16 protein-coding genes are annotated in these 20022 nt (G+C 59.9%); 5 read left to right on the top strand and 11 right to left on the bottom strand.

The annotated features are described in order from the left end of the window. Nucleotides 1-8 precede the first annotated feature (8 nt). The 4 genes from B4F07_RS04750 to B4F07_RS04765 all read right to left on the bottom strand — a co-directional run bounded on the left by B4F07_RS04750 (nt 9) and on the right by B4F07_RS04765 (nt 5935). On the bottom strand, nt 9-1556 hold the full coding sequence (locus B4F07_RS04750) for a carboxylesterase/lipase family protein (RefSeq protein ID WP_037557617.1): 1548 nt from the start codon (nt 1554-1556) through the stop codon (nt 9-11). 55 nt (nt 1557-1611) lie between these two features. Further along, a complete protein-coding gene (locus tag B4F07_RS04755; RefSeq protein WP_293702472.1) occupies nt 1612-3714 on the bottom strand; it encodes a TonB-dependent receptor in 2103 nt (700 codons plus the stop codon). Nucleotides 3715-3956: 242 nt separating this feature from the next. Then, nucleotides 3957-5261 (bottom strand): hypothetical protein, encoded by a 1305-nt coding sequence (locus B4F07_RS04760; protein WP_037557615.1) that lies wholly within the window; start codon nt 5259-5261, stop codon nt 3957-3959. Then, entirely contained in the window at nt 5258-5935 is a 678-nt protein-coding gene (locus B4F07_RS04765; RefSeq protein WP_197411506.1) for a GntR family transcriptional regulator, read from the bottom strand. Before B4F07_RS04765 ends, B4F07_RS04760 begins: the two co-directional genes overlap by 4 nt. Before the next feature lie 196 nt (nt 5936-6131). On the opposite strand from B4F07_RS04765, the gene B4F07_RS04770 reads away from it, so the two are divergent. The 3 genes from B4F07_RS04770 (at nt 6132) to B4F07_RS04780 (ending at nt 9820) form a co-directional block, all read left to right on the top strand. Next, on the top strand, nt 6132-7145 hold the full coding sequence (locus B4F07_RS04770; RefSeq protein ID WP_037557614.1) for a serine hydrolase domain-containing protein: 1014 nt from the start codon (nt 6132-6134) through the stop codon (nt 7143-7145). Between the two features lie 175 nt (nt 7146-7320). After that, nucleotides 7321-8973: a long-chain fatty acid--CoA ligase gene (locus B4F07_RS04775; protein WP_349681311.1), complete on the top strand. Its 1653-nt coding sequence runs from the start codon at nt 7321-7323 to the stop codon at nt 8971-8973. Nucleotides 8974-9142: 169 nt separating this feature from the next. Beyond that, nucleotides 9143-9820, top strand: a complete 678-nt coding sequence (locus tag B4F07_RS04780; protein ID WP_293702481.1) for a TetR/AcrR family transcriptional regulator — start codon at nt 9143-9145, stop codon at nt 9818-9820. A gap of 59 nt (nt 9821-9879) precedes the next feature. On the opposite strand, the gene B4F07_RS04785 is transcribed toward B4F07_RS04780, so the two are convergent. From B4F07_RS04785 to B4F07_RS04815, 7 genes are all read right to left on the bottom strand, one after another. Beyond that, nucleotides 9880-10491 (bottom strand): ABC-type transport auxiliary lipoprotein family protein, encoded by a 612-nt coding sequence (locus tag B4F07_RS04785; protein ID WP_058801017.1) that lies wholly within the window; start codon nt 10489-10491, stop codon nt 9880-9882. Continuing rightward, a complete protein-coding gene (locus B4F07_RS04790; protein ID WP_293702488.1) occupies nt 10488-11396 on the bottom strand; it encodes an MlaD family protein in 909 nt (302 codons plus the stop codon). The genes B4F07_RS04785 and B4F07_RS04790 overlap by 4 nt, the downstream gene beginning before the upstream one ends. Next, complete coding sequence (locus B4F07_RS04795) at nt 11396-12163, bottom strand: ABC transporter ATP-binding protein (RefSeq protein ID WP_037557610.1); 768 nt, start codon at nt 12161-12163, stop codon at nt 11396-11398. Before B4F07_RS04795 ends, B4F07_RS04790 begins: the two co-directional genes overlap by 1 nt. Further along, nucleotides 12160-13260 (bottom strand): MlaE family ABC transporter permease, encoded by a 1101-nt coding sequence (locus tag B4F07_RS04800; protein WP_037557609.1) that lies wholly within the window; start codon nt 13258-13260, stop codon nt 12160-12162. The genes B4F07_RS04795 and B4F07_RS04800 overlap by 4 nt, the downstream gene beginning before the upstream one ends. 355 nt (nt 13261-13615) lie before the next feature. Then, the gene (locus tag B4F07_RS04805; RefSeq protein WP_293702498.1) at nt 13616-15079 is read right to left on the bottom strand and encodes an efflux transporter outer membrane subunit; all 1464 of its coding nucleotides are present in this window, start codon (nt 15077-15079) and stop codon (nt 13616-13618) included. Between the two features lie 7 nt (nt 15080-15086). Next, on the bottom strand, nt 15087-16658 hold the full coding sequence (locus B4F07_RS04810; RefSeq protein ID WP_293702501.1) for an MDR family MFS transporter: 1572 nt from the start codon (nt 16656-16658) through the stop codon (nt 15087-15089). Then, entirely contained in the window at nt 16655-17782 is a 1128-nt protein-coding gene (locus B4F07_RS04815; protein WP_293645087.1) for an HlyD family secretion protein, read from the bottom strand. Before B4F07_RS04815 ends, B4F07_RS04810 begins: the two co-directional genes overlap by 4 nt. Nucleotides 17783-17913: 131 nt before the next feature. Here B4F07_RS04815 and B4F07_RS04820 point away from each other — a divergent pair, with 131 nt between their 5' ends. Together B4F07_RS04820 and B4F07_RS04825 are read left to right on the top strand one after the other, a co-directional pair. Beyond that, entirely contained in the window at nt 17914-18402 is a 489-nt protein-coding gene (locus tag B4F07_RS04820) for a MarR family winged helix-turn-helix transcriptional regulator (protein WP_052182484.1), read from the top strand. A gap of 5 nt (nt 18403-18407) precedes the next feature. Continuing rightward, nucleotides 18408-19997: an ABC1 kinase family protein gene (locus B4F07_RS04825; protein WP_293645090.1), complete on the top strand. Its 1590-nt coding sequence runs from the start codon at nt 18408-18410 to the stop codon at nt 19995-19997. Nucleotides 19998-20022: the final 25 nt, after the last annotated feature.

A 20022-nucleotide genomic window follows, 5' to 3' on the forward strand; every position in this document is an offset into this window, starting at 1 on the left:
CAAGCGGGCTAAGGCCTGGGTTGGCCTGCCGCGAAATGGATTTTCAGCAGGTGGTCGAGTTGCGCCTTGCGAAAACCGGCGACGACGGCTGACCGGGGCGCGAGATGTGCGAGACGGTCGTCAGTCGGCTGGTACCGGGGCCAGTCAGGCACCAGCGCGCAGTCGGGTACGCCATTCTTCGCGAAAGCGACCCAGCAGGCGGACACGCCTTCGCCGAAGCGGCGATCCTCGTCGTCGACGGGGCCGGCGAGCGAAGCGAAATAGCCCAGCGTCCCGAAAATATAGGGAATTTCGGAGCCATGCCCGGCGCCCTTCGCCCGATCGCGGCGCGCTGCTGCAACATAGTCGAAATGATAGAGGTAGGACGGCGCGCCGGCGGACGTCCGCGCCGCGAGCCATCGCGACGGTGCGACGAACCAGGCGTCGCCCAGTATTTGGCGGGCCAGTTCGTCATCGGCGAGCCCGGTGCCATAGGCGGCGCGGCCCGCCGCCTGGTCGGGCCCGAGATAGGTGAGCGCGGCCGCCGGCGGCACGCCCATGGCGAGGATTACGCTGGCTTCGTTGCTGTTAGCGCCGACGAGGAGCGGCACGTCGATCGGCTCACTGCGCGCAAAAACGCGCCATGGCGCTTCGCGCACCAGCTCGCCGTCGAGAATGGGGCCGACCATCGCGCCCGGCGTCCGGACATCGCCGGCCGCGACGAGCGCGTCGGCCGAAAGCGCCCGGAGCGCGTCGATCGTCGCCGAAGGCGGCGCGCCGGCGCGAGCCGCCAATGCCGTGCCTAGCGCTTCCTGCTCGATAAGCGGGCGCGGGTCGAGTAGGCCGACGCCCGACTGTACGATGGCGCGCGCGAACAGGCCCTTGGCTTCGGAGTGGGCGAGGATCGTCGTCACGCCGATTGCCCCCGCGGACTCGCCGAACAAAGTGACCTTCCCCGGATCGCCACCAAAGGCTGCGATATTTTTCTGGACCCAGCGAAGGGCGGCCATCTGGTCCATGAGGCCATAATTGGCGAGCGCCTCGCGACGCGGCTTGGCTGCGCTCAGAGCCGGGTGGGCAAAATAGCCGAGTGCGCCGAGCCGGTAGTTGATCGTGACAAGAATGACCCCTTGCCTTGCGAAGGCTGTACCGTCGAAAGCCGGGAACGTACCCGACCCGATGACATGCGCACCGCCATGGATCCAGACCATGACGGGAAGTTTCCGCGCGCCGGCCGGGCGCCAGATATTGAGCTGTAGGCAGTCTTCGGATTGATCATCCGCTACTCCACCGGCGACGAGCGCAGGCCGCACCATCTGCGGGCAAGCGGGTCCGAACTTCGCGGCATTGCGAATACCCGCCCAGCGCGGCGGAGCCTGCGGCGCGCGCCAGCGGAGCGCGCCTACGGGAGGCGCAGCGAAGGGAATATCGAAAAAACGCTCGACTCCTGCCTCTGCAGCGCCCGTTAGTCGCCCCTGCGCCAGCGTCGCTTGCGGAGGGGCAACCGCCGCCGCGGCGGATGCTGAAGCGAGCAGCGTCGCGGCTCCAGCACATGCTGCCATGACCCATTGCCGCATTTCGCCGTCCCTTTCGTCTCGGCTGGCGGCCGCAGGCCGCGGGCAAGCATATCCCCTAGAAAGAAATGCGGCCCTCGACGCCTAGCACCCGGGGTTGGCTGTAACGGTTGATCGTCGGCGCCTGGGCAACATAGTAGAGCTTGTCGAAGAGGTTGTTCGCGAAGGCGCTCACATTGACCTTTCCGAAGTCGACGCCGATGCGAAGATTGACGAGGACATAATTGTCGAGGTCGACCGACGTTGCGGTCAGCTCCTGCTTGCCACCCCATTGTCCGCTGACAAGCACATTGCTCGTCAAGGCAACGTCGCCGGTGACCGGATAGCGAAGATTGAGGTTCGCCGAGGCGAGCCAGTCGGGAACCTGCGCGAGATCGAGACCGTCGTATCGGCCCGTCTTGACCTTGCCGCCCTGCCGCGAGCCGCTGAGCGCGAGGCGGCCGTCGCCTTCTCCAAGGTCGAATCCGTGGCTATATTCTGCCTCGATACCCCAGCTCTTCGCATTACCGGCATTAGTGAGATAGGCGACCGCGGCGACCGGGCAGGCCGCGTTTGTCAGCGCGCATCCATCGTCGACCTGCGCGATCAGATCCTTGAGCTCGGTATAATATCCCGCGATTGCGAAATAGCCGCGCCGCACCGGGCTGCCCTTGATGCCGACCTCATAGGAGGTGCTGCTTTCGTTGCCGAACAGTACCTGTACCGGGCTCGGAGCGCGGGGATCGGACAGGCGCGTGTTGAAACCGCCGGCGCGGTAGCTGCTGCCGACCTTGCCATAGGCGAGAATATTTGGAGTAAGTTTGTACGAAAGCGTCGCATTGTAGGAGAGATTGTCGGCGCTGATGTTGTCGTCGATAATCCGCGATGACCCGCCTGTTGGCAGGCCTGTCGCGAGATCATAGAGCCGCGCGCTGATGCTCCGGCTGTCGCGTGTATAGCGGAGCTCGCCGGTCAAGTTGAGGCTGTCGGTGATATCGAAACCGAGCGAACCATAAGCCGCATAGCTTTCGAAATGGAGCCGGGCGGGGGCGATGTTGCCCGGAGAAGGATTGGCAAGCGTCGGCGTGCGCGTCGTCGTCACGGAGAAATCGCTGTCGAGCAGCAGCATCTCGGCGCCCACGAGCCAGGTCAGACGGTCGCTCGCGCCCGTCACATGGATGTCCTGCGAGAAATTGTCGGTGGTGTCGACGACATAGGAGGCGCCGCTCGGGTCGAGCGGGGTTAGCGCCCCGATCTGACCTGCAGCGCGCGCGCGCGCAAGTTCGGCCGGGCTCACCGCGTCATTGTCAAGGTCATATTCCGAGTGGCGCTTGCGAAAGGATGTTGTCGAGGTGAGGTCGGCGCCGCCCAAGTCCACGCGGATAATCGCCTGCAGTCCATCGACATCCTGGCTGGCACGGGGCGCCGTGTTCCAGGGATAGCGGAAGCGATCCTGGGTATATCCCCCCGGGAAGCCTGGCGTGCCGGCGGGGATGGAAATCTGATAATGAACCGCCGGGGTCATCAGCCGCTGGGTCTCGGCCATGATGATCGCGTCGACGGGTCCGCGTTTGAGACGGATCTGGCCGCGCAGACCATGACCCTTCTGTTGGTCGAAATAGACGTCGTTGTCCGGATTGTAGAAGAAGCCCTTGTCCTGCTCGACGAGATCGCCGCTGAGACGGATCGCAAGACCTTCGGCAAGCGGAACATTGATCGCGCCTTGCGTCTGGAAGCTGTTATTCTCGAAGCCGTAGCGCGCACTCGCCCAGCCTGAGAGATCGAATTCGGGCTCGGCCGAAATGATATTGATCGCGCCGCCGACCGCGTTGCGGCCATAGAGTGCGCCCTGTGTCCCCCGCAGCACCTCGACCCGGCCGATATCGAGGAGATCGAGGCGGGTGAAGTTTCGCCCGCCCACGGGACCACCGGCGATATAGGCACCGTTGCGATACAGGCCGACGCTGGGATCGCCATTGGTCGCGCGCGCGGTCGACGAGGCGCGGATCGAAATCTCGGAAGTGATCGATGAGCTGAGATTGTTGAACCTGACGCTCGGCTGGTCTGCTAGCAATTCGCCGCTGCCGCTTGCGCCGCCGCGATCGGTGAGTGAGGTGATATCGATGACAGAAGCGGCTGTAGGAACGTCGGCGAGCCGCTCCTCGCGGCGCCGCGCCGTCACGACGATCGCGCCGTCATCGTTCGCTTCCGCCGCGTCCGGAAGAGCTTCGGGCGGTCTGTCTTGCGCGAAAGCAGGCGGAGCGACGGCTACCCAAATTGCGGCCGTGCAGAAAAGAAGGTTCGCCCTGCGTCCCATGGTCACTCTCCCCATTTTGTTATCGCAATTATTATCGATAATTTTGTGCAGAAAACGCGAGCGAGTCAAGCCGGAAAGCGCAATGTCATTGCAGGTGGGTCACGGGTTTAGGAGACGACGGCGCTCAGCAGGTCGCGGACGCCCCGCGCCGTAGCGGCAAGCGGGTCAGGTGTGACGGTAGATAAATCGTCGGTCACAGCGTGGTGATGACGGTGTGCGCCAAAGATGCCAGCATGACGTGTGTAGCCGGCCTTTATCACTTCCGAGAGTTCGCCCGCTGTGCCTTCCGCCGAAGGATAGGCCATTTCCAACCCTGGCTGGCCTTTGAATATCTCGCGCGCACGCGCAACGAATTCGGGCGATGTCATGAGAAAACGATAGGGATCGGCACTCGGCAGCGGCAGCAAGCGCCCCGGCATTTCCTGATAGTCACGTGCTGCGGCATTGGCGCCGAGATGCAACCAGAAAGCCGTCTCGCTGGGGGCTGGACCAAACTTGTCGGCGATATGGCTCGCACCGAGATTCTCATATTCATGCCCGCTGTTGCACAGAAAGAGCAGGCTGTGCTGGGGAAACGCTCGGGGCATCCAGTCGGCGAGCGCGAGCCACATCGCGATGCCCGGCCCCCGCTCGCCGGCGCAATCGGTCCAGCCTGAACGCGGCGTCGAGACGACGAGCCAAGGGCGGCCGGAGCGAACGAGTCGCCCGATTATATTCTGAGCTGCCCGAGCCCCACCGCGCCCGCGCAGCGCTAATTTCGCCGCGGCACCGTGGCGCGCGGCTTCAATCACCGGGGCGGCGAGTCGCGGCGCGAGCAAGGCAAGTGGCTTTTCCGATACGGGATGACCGGCCGGGACATTGAGGAGCAAGGCCTCGCCCGTCGGCCCGGTCGTAATGAGAATGACCCCGCTCGCACCGCGCGCAAGCGCATCGGCGAGCGGCTCGCGCGCTGCACGATCTACGAGGCTCGACCAGCGGCGGAAAGGCAGGCGCACTACGGCGATCGCGCCGTCGAGGCGTTCAGGAATTTCTGCGAGGCGCAGCGGCGCAGCGAGTCCAGCCTCGCCGGTTTCGATGGCGAGCGGTTGTGCGACGAGCGGTATCGTGATGTCGCCGAGCCTGAGGTCGCAGCGCGAGGCCTCGAACCAAGGCACGTCAAACGTCTGGCGTTCGACTTCGAATCCGGCACTGGACAGCCGCTTCGCTGTCCAGTCGGCGGTCCAACGATCGCCCTCGCCGCCCGACTGCTTGTTGCCGGCCTCGGTATAGCTTTGGACGTCGGTGAAGAGGCGTTCGGAGCCGAACATGGTCAAATCCCGAGATACAGCGGCAGCGGAGTTAACCTGCAATGCGATCGGCGCCGCGAGGCCCGCCTTAAGCAACGTGCGGCGGTCGGTCGGGAGGCGGCTCATGTCACTTTTGCGCGGCGGCGGCTGGGCTTAGTCTTTGCGTGCCGGGCCTTATATTCCTCGAGTGCGCGCCCGAAACTATTCTGAGTAACGCCGATCAGATCGCGCGCCACCGCATCGGCGGCATCGCCATCGCGCGTGACGATATGGCGGCAAAGCGCGTCGTAGAGGATGGCCGATCGCTTCGCGGCGTCATTGCCATGCGTCTCGATATAGCTGTCGGTATAGACATTGTGCTGCCAGCGCGCGAGCAGCGCGACCCGGTCGAGGAGCTCCAGCGCGAGCGGCGCATTGCTCCGCTTGGCGATGAAGCGGCCGATGCGGTTCGAGACTTTGATATGCTCGAACGTATTTTCGGTGCGCTGGGTGACATCCTTATATTCGACCAGACGGTGCATCAGTTCGCGCCCGTCGCGATCCGTCATCTCGACCGCAGCCAGGCGGCAAACTACACCGAACAGGGATTTCCACAGCTCATAGACCTCGTTCGCGGCATGCTCGTCGATATCGATCACATAGGTTCCGCGCCACGGGACCACCTTCACGAGACCGATCCGCGCAAGATGACGGAATGCTTCGCGCACGGGCGCATGGCTCACCCCGAAGCGCGCGGCGATTTCGCGCTCGCGCAGCCACGATCCCGGCTGGATGCGCCATTCGACGATGTCGTCAGTCAAGAGACGCGCAATGACGCGGTCTTGAGTCGGTGCACTGTCGTCTTCGGTCTTCGTCGCGCCCATTTCTCTCCGTTCGGCTTTCCCTGCTACCGGCACCATCCTAATCGGACAGTGCACGCGAGCAATCGATGATTGCGAATGAAATTATTATCGATAATATCGAGAATGACAAGCACCAGAAAATGGGAGTCGGAACTTGAAGCGCACCATCCTCTTTTTCGCAGCAGCCGTTGCGGCACAGCCGGCCACGGCAGGCGAACCCGCTCCTCTTCCCGGCTGTGCCGCGGCGATCGCCTATTCCGAGGCAAACTCTGGCGTGGCGCTGCTGATCCTTGAGGATGGCGAGGTTCGATGCCGTTCTGCAGATATTGCGACACCGCAGGAACTCTGGTCGGGCACCAAGAGTCTTGTCGGGCTGATGGCGGCGGCGGCCGTACAGGACGGGCTTTTGACGCTCGACGAGCGGGCATCAGAGACGCTCGCTGAGTGGAAGGGCGACGCCGAAAAGGAACAGATCACGCTTCGCCAACTGCTGTCGATGACAGGTGGTCAGGCCTCAACCGTCGGGAGACCCCAAGGGTATTTGGACTCGGTCAAGGCACCGCTCGCGGCGGCACCGGGCGGGAAATTCCAGTATGGCCCTGCTCCGATGCAAGTCGTCGGCGAAATCATGCGCCGAAAGCTCGTCGCCAAAGGCGAGGACGGCAACCCTCGCCATTATATCGAGCGTCGCATTCTAATGCCGCTAGGCGTAACGGTCGGCGATTGGCGCAGCGGCCCCGATGGCGCACCGCTCATGCCGCAGGGCCTAGTGCTGGCCGCATCCGAGTGGGCGAAGATCGGCGAGTTCGTCCGCGGGGGCGGAAAGCTCGAAGGCAGGCCACTTGTCGACGAAGCGACATTCGGCGAGATGTTCCAGGGTAGCCAGGTCAATCCTGCCTACGGTCTCACTTGGTGGCTACCCCGTAGCACGCCGGCTGTCGATATTGTTACTCGGTCCACCGATATCACCAGTCATGCCGCCGAACTACCGGCGGATATGGTCGTCGCCGCCGGCGCGGGCGATCAACGCCTCTATATCATTCCGTCGCTTCGGCTTACGATCGTGAGGCAGGCGAAACTCGACATTGCCGCCTTAGCGGCGGGGAAAAAAGGTGATTGGTCCGATTGGCGGTTCCTGTCGCTGTTGCTGAAACCAGCGAGTGAATAATTTGAAACGCGGCCGAAAACATGTCGGGGCCGATCGAACCTAGGCCGTGCCGCCGCAATATGATCATTGAGAATTGCTGGCCGAATGGAAACGCGGCACGTGGAGTTTGCCGCTGGACCAAAATGATGACGGTCATTGACAGCCCGCGCGGCAATCATACCCGAGGGGCGGAATCTTGCACGCGACGCCGCAGTGGGGCGAAGAAGGATGCAGCATGTTACGGGGATTGATGCAGGACGCGCCGCTGCTGATCAGCGGAATATTGGAATATGCCGCGCGCGCGCACGGCGAGAGGGAGATCGTCTCGAAGGCTGTCGATGAGCCGGTTTGGCGGTATGACTGGCACCGCTGCGACCAGCGTGCGCGTCAGGCTGCGCAGGCTCTTGGTGTCCTCGGGATTGCAACGGGTGACCGCGTCTCGTCGCTCGCCTGGAACACGCACCGCCACCTCGAACTCTTCTATGCGGCGCCGGGCATGGGCGCTGTATTGCACACTGCCAACCCGCGTCTCAGCGACGAGCAAATCGCCTTTACTATCGCTCATGCAGGCAGCCGCATTCTCTTCTTCGAGCCCAATCTAGCCGAGCTCGTCGCACGGCTGCGCCCTCTCCTTCCAGGTATCGAGCGTTATGTCCTTCTCGCGGATCGCGGAGCGACCGCGCCAGATGTTGCTGAAGCGTTGAACTATGAAGCGTTGCTGGCACGCGAGGACGGGGCCCTCACCTGGCCGAGCTTCGATGAAAAGGCAGCCGCATTTCTTTGCTACACTTCGGGGACGACGGGCGACCCCAAGGGCGTCCTATACAGCCACCGATCAATCGTTCTCCACGGGATGGCGGCCGGTCTGAGCAGTGCCTTCGGGTTCAGCGCTTTTGATGTCATCATGCCCTGCTCGTCCATGTATCATGCGACGGCATGGGGACTTCCGTTCACGGCAGCGATTAACGGCTGCAAGCTAGTGCTTCCTTGCGACAGGATGGACGGTGCCAGTCTCGCCGATCTGATCAACGAAGAGGGCGTCACCTTTTCGGGCGGTGTGCCCACGATCTGGACCATGTACCTCGCTCATCTCGACACCACGGGGACGGGGGTCGGCAATCTCAAGCGCCTCGTTATTGGTGGCTCAGCCGTCCCCCGGGCGATGGCCGAGACATTCCGAGCCAAATATGGTGTCACTGTGCTGCAGCTCTGGGGCATGACCGAAACCAATCCGCTCGGCGTGATTTCGACGCCCTCCCCGCTCCTGATGGCCGAAGGCGAGGATTTCGCGAACGACCTCCTGCTGACGAAGCAGGGTCGCATGCAATTTGGCATCGAACTGCGCATTATCGACGGCGATGGCACGCCGCTCCCCTGGGACGGTGAGCAGGCGGGTGCGCTCCAGGTCCGCGGACCGTGGGTCGTCGATCGCTATTTCCCCGATATTGAGGGTGCCGGGAGCGATGGCTGGTTCGACACCGGGGACATCGGTACGATCGATCGCTTCGGCTTTCTCCGGCTGACCGACCGCGCGAAAGATGTGATCAAGTCCGGGGGCGAATGGATCAGCTCGATTGATATCGAGAATGCGGCGGTTGGGTACCCCGGCGTCCGGGTCGCGGCGGTCGTTGGCGTATATCATCCAAAATGGGAAGAGCGCCCCCTTCTCGTGATCGAAACGCATGAAGGTCAAGCCGTCACAGCCGACGCAATTCGCGCGCATCTGGAGACGAAGGTTGTTCGTTGGTGGCTGCCGGACGACATCCTGTTCGCGACAGTACCGCTCACTGCAACGGGAAAGATCGACAAAAAGGCCTTACGCGAAGCGTATCGTAACCAACTCGCCTAGATGAGATCACACTGCGTCCATTCCGTGCGAATGGCAGCGATCCTTTCGGGCGGGATAATTTCAGCGGGCTTCGTGGGTCTTGCATAAGCCCGGGCAATCTCGGGGTCGCGCTGTCCAAGGCAAAGCGCTCTACGCTTGCAGCGCGGTCAAGGTATGGCCAAGATGAGGCATGACGTCGACCCAGAAAACCAAAAAACCAGGCTCCGGACGGACAGGGAGGCCCACTCGACAAGCCTCGCAAGCACTTTCGAGGAAAATTCTCCGTGTCGCCCGCGATGTCTTCTTTGCCGACGGATTCGGTCGTTCAACGGCTGAACGGATTGCTGCAAAAGCAGGCATCTCCAAGCGCACGTTGTACGCCCGTTACGGGAACAAACAGCTGCTTTTCGAAGCGGCAATACTCATGGAAATCGAGGATCGGCTCTCCTTCCTCGAACAGCACGTTCCCGAACATGGCGACGTTCGGCTCGAGCTTGAAGAGCTGTCCGATGAACTGCTGTCCTGGATGCTTACCGACATTCATGTCGCGTTGGAACGCGTTGTAATGGCTGAGGCTGCACGTTTTCCCGCTTTAGCGCGAAACCTTTACGAATTCGGGGTAGGACGCACGACGAGATTGGTGGCAGAGGTCTTGCGCAAAGCCGAGGAGAGGGGAGAAATCAGGGTGTCAGACGCGAATTTTGCTGCGGAGCAGTTTATCTCCAGCGTCATTTTGTCACCTTTTCGTCGGGCCGCTCTTGGAGTGGGAGTGACCAGTCACAATGAAACCTCTTCAGCCCGAATGAGGCAAGCTGTCGATCTATTTGTGTACGGCTGCCGCCCCTCCCTGAAGGGGAGCCACCCATAACATTCCCGCTTCATCTTGGGCTGGGCCGTTGTCCCGACTAAGTTTCCATTGGCTTCACGCTAGTTGATCGCCGCAGCCGTCCAACTCGCGATTTCGTCGGCCATTTCAAGGCTCGCGCGATCAAAGGCTTCGACGATACTCGAAACGCTATTTGCACTTGCTGACCTATCAAGGACGATGCGCGTGACTGCCAGTGGTTCCGATTCTTTGGATCGGCTTAGTTCCACTTGCGCGGCGATGCGAATGATCGGGGCCGCGTCGGGCCCCTGGTCGTAATAGGCTGCAAAAGAAGAAAGCCGTGCGGATAGGACGTAATGATCGGAAGCAACGCTCTGGACAGGGATATATGCGTGATCGATTTTGCGCGCTACGCTTCCGGCAATAGCCTCGCGGATCATCTCGGGCGCAGGCCTCATCCACCGTGCTTTGGCCAGATACGTGACTTCGCGATTCTCGATCGTGAGGATCCTGTCTCCATCGGCCCCAGGCGGAAGCGTCGGTCGCGTAATATACACCGGAATCCACTGTCGTGCAATTTCACGCTCCGGTACGGGCGTGCTACTGATCCGGTACAACGTCGATTTGCCGCCAGTTCCCAGAATATTCCCGCAACCAGAAAGGCAAATTAGCGCGCCCATCAGCAAAAACATTCTTGCAGAGATCGTTTTCATTGGGGGAGCTTCCTTTCACGAGGGGTCCGTCGTAGCTGGCCGGCGAGCTGCTCGATTTCCTGCGCCGCGCTATCGAGCGATTTCAAAGTTGCAGCAATCCCGGAGCCGTCGGGCGCCGCCAATCCACTCGCGGCGTCATCAAGCCTGTGAATGACCACCCTCGCCTCGGCGATCCCCTCTCGAAGATCTCGAGCGGCTGCCGAGACATCGGCAAACGTCTTGCGACCGTCGCCATCGATCGTCGTGCGCGCCGATGCGGCCGCGGCCTCGATATCGGCCGCCGCCCGGTCCAGGCGTGCAAACGCTTGTTCAGCCTTGCTGAACATTCCGCGACTAGATCGCAATTCCGCCGTGGTAGCTGTTACATTCGCAATAGCAGCCGAAACATTTTCGATATTCTCGTCGGACAAGGTCCGGTTGACCCTTTCCAGGGCCTGCGAAGCATCCGCCAACAATGCGCCACCTCCATCCATCAGGGATTGTAGCGAACTTTTTTCCGCCTTAATCACTGGGAGCGCTTCCTTGGAAACCTCCTTCAACAACGGCTTAGAGGGCGTCCCCGCACTGATCTGGATGTAGCTTCCGCCGGTTATGCCTTGCGACTCCGTCGCGGCGGTAGAATCGACGCGCACAGGCGTATCCTCGCGCAGGCGCACTCCTGCAAGCACCCTGTTTGGATTTCTGGGATCAAGACTAATACGCGTGATTTCTCCCACCGGAATTCCGTTGAACTGCACCTCGCCTCCCTCGCTCAGCCCGCGGACAGGACCATCGAAAATGATCCGATACTCGTCGAAATCACGCGCGAATTGGGATTGACCGAGCCAGAGGATGAAGCCGAAAGCCGCCGCTAGCAGAGCCAGCGTCAGGCCCCCAATCAGACCGTAGTTCGCGTCGCGTTCCATTAGCGGTTCCTTTCCTTGGCGCGCTCCGCCCGCCCTCCCAAAAACGCCCTGATCCAAGGATGGTCAGACCTCTCAAGTTCCGCGATTGGCGAAACCTCGACAATTTTCTGATCCGCAACCACGGCCACGCGGTCGCTGATGGAATACAGGCTGTCGAGATCATGGGTCACCATCACGACAGTAAGCCCCAGCGTGTCGCTCAGCGTCCGTATCAGCTGGTCAAATTCCGCGGCTGCGATCGGGTCGAGGCCCGAAGTGGGTTCGTCAAGGAACAGCAATTCTGGATCGAGCGCCAAGGCCCTCGCTACGCTTACACGTTTTCGCATTCCGCCTGAAAGTTCAGCGGGCATTTGCCGGCCCACCTCGGCATCGAGTCCGACAAGGCCGATTTTCATCAGAGCCACGGCCTCGAGCCACGGCTCTCTAAGACGGGTATGTTCGATGAGAGGAGCCTCGACATTTTCTTGCACACTAAGAGAAGAAAAAAGCGCGCCATTTTGAAACATGACGCCAATTCGGTGATTAATTTCCGTACGATCAAAGCGACTCCCAATTTTTTTCTGAAAGATTTCGATTGTCCCATGGCTAGGCGCAATCAGGCCCAAAATGGTGTTCATCAGGACGGATTTTCCACTACCGGACCCTCCGACGACACCAAGAATCTCGCCACGATGGACTTCTAGGTTCAAATCCTGGTGGATAATGTGATCGCCAAATCGGGTTTTAAGATTCTCCACCCGAATAACGACGTCCGGATCGCAAATCATATTTCGAGCACGTTGAAGAGAATTGCAAAGGCGGCATCCAGAAGGATGATTGCGAATAGCGCTTGGACAACGGCGACGGTCACCCGCCCGCCCAGATCCTCAACATCTCCGCGTACCGAAAGGCCGTGGCGACATCCGGCAAGCGCAATCACAATGGCCAGCACCGGTACTTTTGCCATTCCAACCCAGAAGTGTCGGATATCGACCGCAGCCGAGAGTCGTTCGGCGAAATATGTCGGGCTCACGTCGAGTATGCCCCAGCTGACGACAAGCCCGCCGGCCAACCCAGCCAGCATGGCAACAATCGCCAGGAGGGGCATAATTACAAGCAATGCCAATACGCGTGGCACAACCAGCGCGTCGAACAGGTCGATGCCCATCACCTTCATTGCCTGCGTCTCTTGATTCATTCGCATTGCGCCGATCTGGGCCGCGAAAGTGGAAGCGGACCGACCGGCAAGTAGTATCGCGGGAATGAGGACGCCGAACTCGCGGAGGACGGATATGCCAACCAGTTCGACGACCAGTTCCGATGCACCCAATGTCTTGAGCAGATCGCTTCCTATGAGAGCCACTACTGCGCCGATAAAGAATGTCATGATCGCTATGAGTGGCAGCGCATCGAAGCCGGCCTTCTGAATTGACGACGCCAGTGCGATCAGTCGCATCCTTTTGGGATGTGCAAGAGATTTCATGAGCGCCACCTCAAGTTGCCCGAGAAATCGAGCGCTTGCGCCGATTTCCTGGACAGCTCGATAAACTTTTTGGCCAAGACGCACGTGAAATGGGGGAGTTTTGATAGACGGGACATCGCGGTCGGCCATGGCCGAGCCCACCAGCGCGAACAGATCAGCAAGATTGGCGGGCAGGTCTGCGGTAAATGCCGCATTGGGTGCGAGAGTCAGGATGGCGAGCGCGCCTGCGCTGTCTATCCTTCCCAGGTTTCCGAAGTCGCTTGAGAAGGAGAGGTTCGAGGGACTCAGAACATGCCCGGAAAGGCCTGCGATCGAAATCGCTGTCCAGTCACCTTCAACGACCAACGTTGAAATGCCATCTCCTTCGCGAACGAAGATGTTCGGTGCTGTGCGCGCATTCATCGCAGCAAGTCTCCAACCGGTGTCGGGAGAGCGGATCGCCCGTGGCAACTTCCTCTCCCATAGCCCGTCGTCGAGCGGATCATGCCAGCAAGCGGGACCACTGACCCCACACATTTAACCATGCCGATCCACACATCGCGCCTTGCCTCAATGACATTATGTAAACGTCAGCGTAGCGTTATATCAGGTCGCTTGCAAGGAGTATGCTGCGCACAAATCGGCCGACAGATCGTTTGAATAAGCACAGGATACTCTTGCTAAGGTTAGATAAAATTGTCAGGTGAAATCCCTATGAGATTCTTTCTGAACCGATATCGCACCTTGGGGTTCATATTAACGACACTCGTAGGTGACATTAAATCTTTGCTTGCACTTGCCATCCCAGGCCGAGTGATTTTTGCAGGGCGATCCATGACAGCGTGAGCGCCGCCTTTCCCCGGACGAGGTCGGTTGCCGCCTGCTGCTGTTTGCGAAGCGTGCGATTTAGGTCGGCGCGCGAGATCACTCCGCCGGCAAATCGTTGTCGATCAAGATCGGCTGCGCCATCTGCCTGGGACTTGATCTGCGCGAACGCCACCAGGGCAGAGCGCTGCTGGCTAAAGCGCGACAACGCGCGCTCGGCGTCCTGAAGTGCAGAAAGCACTGTCTTTCGATAGTTGGCAACTGCCTCGGCACGGACGGCGCTCGCCTGATCGACCGAGGCATCGACCCTACCGAAATCGAGGAAGTTCCACTGCAGCTGCGGAATAGCGAGAATTGACGGGTTGCTCACATCAAAGAGATCGTCTGGCGACGTTCCGCCAAGTCCCAAGATTCCCATGAATGACAGCTTCGGAAATCGTGCAGCCTCCGCAACACCGATCCGAGCCGTTGCTGCCGCCAGGCTGCGTTCGGCCGCGCGGATGTCGGGCCGACGTGCGACAAGGTTGGAGGGGTCGCCCACGGCGACCTGTTCCGGCGGGAGGGGAACATCGAAGATCTGTTTCAGCGCTTCGTCCGTTGTCCCTGGGATCTGTCCAGCTAGAATGGCAAGCGCATCGAGCAATACCGCCGTGTCAGCTTCGGCCTCGGCGAGCTGAGACTTGAGCAACTCGAGCTCGGCATTTGCATTGCCGAGAGGGAACAGGGGCAAAACGCCTTGCTGATACCGTTGATAGGTTAGCGAGAGGATTTGATGCTGCAACTCGCACTCGGTTCGGTACGCTTTGGCTCGAAACTGGGCCTCGCGCAGGTTGACATAGGCATTGGCGACTTCGGCGGTCAGCTGGACCTTGGCATCCTCCACATTGGCAACCGCTGCCGCTGCCTGAGCGTTGCCGGCCTCGATCCGTCGCTGCGTTCCTCCTGCGAAATCCAGCTCCCAGTTAGCGTTGAGCCCGAGATTGTAGACACTGAGGCTATCATCCGCCTGTCCCTGCGGACTAACAGGCGCGCTCGCCGAAGGCGGGGCACTGTTCTGAATATCAAGGCCCGGCAAGCGGCCCTGAATAGCCGTCGCCTGGGTTCCAAGCGTCGGAAATCTTCCGGCCTTCTCCTGTCTCACGGATGCCCGCGCCTGCGCGATCCGCGCTTGCGCAGCCTGAAGCGAAGGATTGTCCGATAACGCGGCCTCGATAAGCCTGTTCAATTCCGGATCGTTCAAAAGGAGCCACCAATCTGCCAGCTCGGGCTCGGCATCGCTGACGTTACCGCCGGCACGGACAAAGCCGTCATTTCGGTTCGCCGAGAATACTTCTGGAGGCCCGGCGTAGTCTGGGCCCGCGACACAACCGGCCAGCAGAAACGAGGCGAGAAGCGATATTACAGATTTTTTTATCATATCAGGCTCAGTGCATCGAAAGGGAAACATTCCTGGGAAGCGGCTTCAAAAAGATGACCAAAGGAACGGTCATCAAGGTTAGGACGCCCATCGCCAAGAACACATCATTGTAGGTCATTACGAACGCGTCCCGCTGGATGGTCCGGCCTAGCATCGACATGGCACCCTCCATCCCGCCGAAGCTTTTCGCGAGTTCATCAAGATAAATCTGGAGCGAAACACTGTTGGCATTCAGCGTTTCTTCCATGCGCCGGCTATGGTGCCAGATCCGCTGGTCCTGAAACGAAGCCAGTCCGGCCAAAGCGAAAGATCCTCCGAGATTTCGAGCGGCGTTAAAAATACCGGAGGCATCGCCAGCATCTGTATTTGCCACTGAGGCTACGGTAGCCTGGTTCAGGAACATCATGGACAGAATCATGCCAACGCCCCGAATAAGCTGGCTTTCGATGAATACGGCGCCCCCGGATTCCGCGGTGAGGCTTATGCTGACGAAACAGCTGGCCGCCATCAGAAGCATTCCGACTCCGACGGCAATGCGGATGTGGAGCCTACGGATCATTAAGGGCAGGATCGGCATAAGCACAAAGGCCGGAATACCCATCCAAAATATAACGAGCCCGGTTTGAAAAGCGTTATAATCCGATATGATCGCAAGAAATTGGGGAATGACGTAGGTCGAACCATACATCACCATTCCCAAGGCGAGAGCCATCACCGCAACGCTTCCGAATTGGCGATTGAGAAGGAGGCGGAGTTTCAGGACGGGCTTGGACGCATTCAGCTGCCCGTAGATCAGTGAAGCGAAACCGATGACGGCAATGAGGGCCAGCCAGCGAATAAGAGCGGATTCAAACCATTCCTCGCGATGCCCCTCCTCAAGCAACACAGTCAGAGCGCCCAACCCCAAAATCAGGCCGGCAATGCCCGCCCAATCAGCATCGGTCAGATACTCCCACTTCGGCTCTTCGTGAGGAAGCCCGACGAATAGCAGCAGCAGCAGCACAGCGCAGATTGGAACATTGACAAAGAAGGCATAGTGCCAGCTCAAATTTTCGGTCAGCCAGCCACCGATCAGCGGCCCCATGACCGGACCCAGAATCACTGTCATGCCGAACAGCGCCATGCCGATCGGCTGTTGATGGGGCGGCAATCTTTTCGCCACGATGGTCATCGCAGTCGGTATCAGCGCACCACCCATGAAACCCTGACCCGTGCGACCGATGATCATGGTCGTGAGGTCGGTCGCCATACCGCAAAGAATTGAAAAGCCGGTGAACGCGGAAACCGCAATGATGAGCAGATTTCGCAGTCCAAAAAGGCGTTCAAGCCAGGCGCTAAGCGGAATTACCACGATTTCGGCTACGAGAAATGCGGTGGCAATCCAGGTTCCCTCGGTGCCGCTGGCTCCGATTTCGCCCTGGATCACCGGAAGCGCGGAATTGACGATAGAGATATCGAGTGTTGCGAGCATGGCGCCAAGTGCGCCCGCTGCGACCGCTATCCACGCGGTGATATCGGCATTCCGCCTGTCTGCAGTCGGAGTACCAGAGGCGCTGTTCGATGCCAACTCGGCGGTCATTTGTCGGTACTCGAGATCTCTTTCAGCTCTCCGGCAGCATTTCGCGTGTCGACAACTGCCACAACCGACATGCCCGGGACGAGCAGACGACGCACTTTGGGCGAGGCTATTATCGCGATACGAACCGTTATCCGCTGAACAATCTTGGTGAAATTCCCTGTGGCGTTTTCGGGCGGCAGGATTGAAAATTCTGCTCCGGTTCCGGGGGAGATGCTCTCAACGCGTCCGGCAATCTCAAAGTCGGGAAGTGCGTCGACCTCGAGCTTGACCGGTTGCCCCGCCCGCAAAAGGCCGACCTGCGTCTCCTTGAAATTAGCGATGACGTAGATTTCGTTTACCGGAACCACCGTCATCAATCGCTGGCCGGGCTGAACGAATTGGCCGACCCTTACTGTTAGATCGCCAACGCGACCTCCCTTGCTGGCTCGCAGCAGGGTCGATGTGACATCTAGGTCGGCCGCTTCCAGCTGCGCGCGGGCCGCGTCAGCTTGGGCTTCGGTCTGGTCGATCTGTTTGAACAAGGTGGCCCTCCGACCGTTGGCGGCAGAGACTGCTGCCTGGGCAGCAACAAAGTCGGCGTGCGCTTGCTGCGCCTGTGTCTCATATTGTTGAAGCTTTTCTCGCGGCTCCGCACCGGTCGCGGCGAGGGGGCGATACCTCGCTACCTGCTCATTGGCGAGGTCGAGCGCCGCGCGCTTGGCGGCGAGTTGGGCCCGCGCCTGTCGAATCGCTGAGTCCTGTTCGGTTACTTGCGAGCGGATTGTGTCGGCGCCGGCCAGCGTCGCCGCAATCTGCGCACGCGCCTGTTGCGCCTGGGCTCTATAATCTCGCACATCTAGTTGCACGAGCGCCTCGCCGGGACTGACCCGCCCGTTCTCAGAGACGAGCACCGCGTCCACGTATCCGGCCACTTTTGATGAAACCACAACGCTGTCGGCCGCGACATAGGCGTTGTCGGTCGACTGCATGTACTGCCCGTAGGTGACATGCCTGTAATACCACCAACCACCTGCAATCAGCGCAGCAGTGATGGCTATGATGAGGATGAGGCGAAATTTGGGTTGCGATTTCAGGCTGGATGCGGGCGCGCGATCCTGTTCCCGCTCATTTGGTTCGTCGGTCATCTGCCTCTTTCGAAGGATTTTGGACATGTGCTAAGTCGCTTCATGGCGTGGCGTAGACCGTTCCATCCAGTTAGTAAAATCGTTTAGTAATTTGCGTTTTGGCATTCCCACGAAACGGACTAGGCAGCGGTATGAACGCAAATCTCGACACAATGCCGCCACGGCTTCGCGAAGGCGCCCTCACCGACGACGACCGTATGCTATATTTGATGGACGAGATTAGTCGGGGGGCGAGGCGCGCTTATGACGCACGGATTGCCAAGAGCGGCCTCAATCAGACGCAGTGGCGCATCATCGGACAACTTCTCCGCGAACCATCGTTGACGCAGGCCGGAATTGCCAAGCGACTAGAGTTGGAATCCGCCACGATCGGTCAAGCCGTCGCTGGCCTTTGTGAGAAAGGATTGATGGAAAGGCGACGAGCCAAAACGGACGGCCGGGCATGGCAGCTCATCCTGACCCAGGAGCTCGACAGGTTGTTGCCCCAACTGAGAGAATCCGCGGACGGGCTGCATAGGGTCTTATGGCGGAACGCCACGCGCGACGAAAAACGGACGTTGCTGGACATTCTTGTGCGGATTGCGTCGAATCTCGATCAGAGCCGGACCGATGCGGAATAGGACATATGCCTGGGTTCCGAGATAAACCGATAGGAGACATCGCACGCGCCGCCGAGATAGGACAGATTCTTGTCCGGCACGGCGCCAAAAGCCTGGCGGGCGCGCTCGGCGTCATTCCGCATCCTGCCAATTCAATCGATCCAGGTGAATTGCGGCCGGCGGCGGTCGTCGCACTCCTGCGCGACATTGGTCCGGTCGGAATAAAGCTTGGACAGCTGCTGGCGACGCGCAGCGATCTGTTTTCCAGGTCCTGGATTGCTGCCTTCGCGACGCTCCACGATCAGGTTTCTCCGGTGCCATTCGAAGAAATCGAGCCCATCCTTGCCGCAAGCTGGGGAGCTGACTGGCGAGGGGAATTCACCCAATTCGATGAACAACCACTGGCTTCGGCTTCGGTAGCGCAGACCTACTCTGCTTCGCTGCTCGACGGCGCCGGCGTTATCATAAAGGTGCGGCGTCCGGGCACTGCTGCGCGAATGGAGGCCGATGTGCGGCTGCTGTCGCGCCTCGCCGCCGTTGCCGAGGATCGATCCCCTGAAATCGCCCGCTATCGCCCCGTAGAGTTCCTGCGAACCTTTGGCAGAAATCTTGCCTGGGAAATGGATCTGGCAGCCGAAGCTCGTGCATGCGAGCGTATCGGTGGCTATCTTGACACGCTTGGGATCAAGACTCCAACAATTCATTGGGAACTGACGGGGATACGGGTCAACGTCCAGGAGCGGCTGTATGGAACGCCCGCGTCTGCGCTCGAGGCCGGCTCGACCGACCCACGCGTGGCGGCGTTCGCGAGACAATATGCGAATGCAGTCCTGCGCATGATCATTCTGAATGGCGAATTCCATGGCGATCCGCATCCGGGCAATGTTTTCCTTATCGGGGAACAGGATGTGGGCTTTATCGACTTTGGATCGGTCGGCACTCTCACGAAGGCGAGACGCGAGGAGCTGGTGCGACTTGTCATGGCTATAGCCGACGAGGACACAGCCGACGTCGCGAACGTGTTGCTCGAATGGGCCGGAAATCCAAAAGTTGACCGTGATGGGCTCACCCAGAATTTGGACCAGCTGATAGGTGAATTCAGAGGAACCGTCCTTTCGGGGATTGAGTTCTCGCATATTTTCAGCCGCGTGTTCGATCTCCTGCGAGACTATCAGCTCGCACTTCCGCCTGATCTGGCGATCCTTCTTCGAACATTGCTCACGGCGGAAGGGTTTGCGCGTTCCTTTGCGCCTGACTATAATATCGGGGAGGAAACACGCCCCATCATGTTGGAGCTGTTCGCAGAAAGATTCTCCCTTGGCAGGAATCGCGCCAATTTAAAAAAAGTTGGCCGACAACTCCTCGCCCTAGCGGCGATCATGCCTGACCTTCTCGATAACGCCGCCGCTATAGCCAAGTCCGGGCATGTGCCTGTCCAGATTGATCCGGCAAGTTTTGAGAAGCTCGCAGCCATTCGCCGCGCGAGCCAGCCTGTCAAAGGTCCTGTGGCGGCCGCACTTATCGTCTCCGCGGCGCTGCTTGCGAATCAATCCTGGGTGCTTGCAAGTGTTGCAGTGGCTCTTGCCGGGTTGGTTCTTCTGCGCAAATGGCGATAAGATCGTTGCTCAGCTTGAACGGGCC

The organism is Sphingopyxis sp. UBA6723 (genome assembly GCF_002454115.1).
Taxonomy (GTDB): domain Bacteria; phylum Pseudomonadota; class Alphaproteobacteria; order Sphingomonadales; family Sphingomonadaceae; genus Sphingopyxis.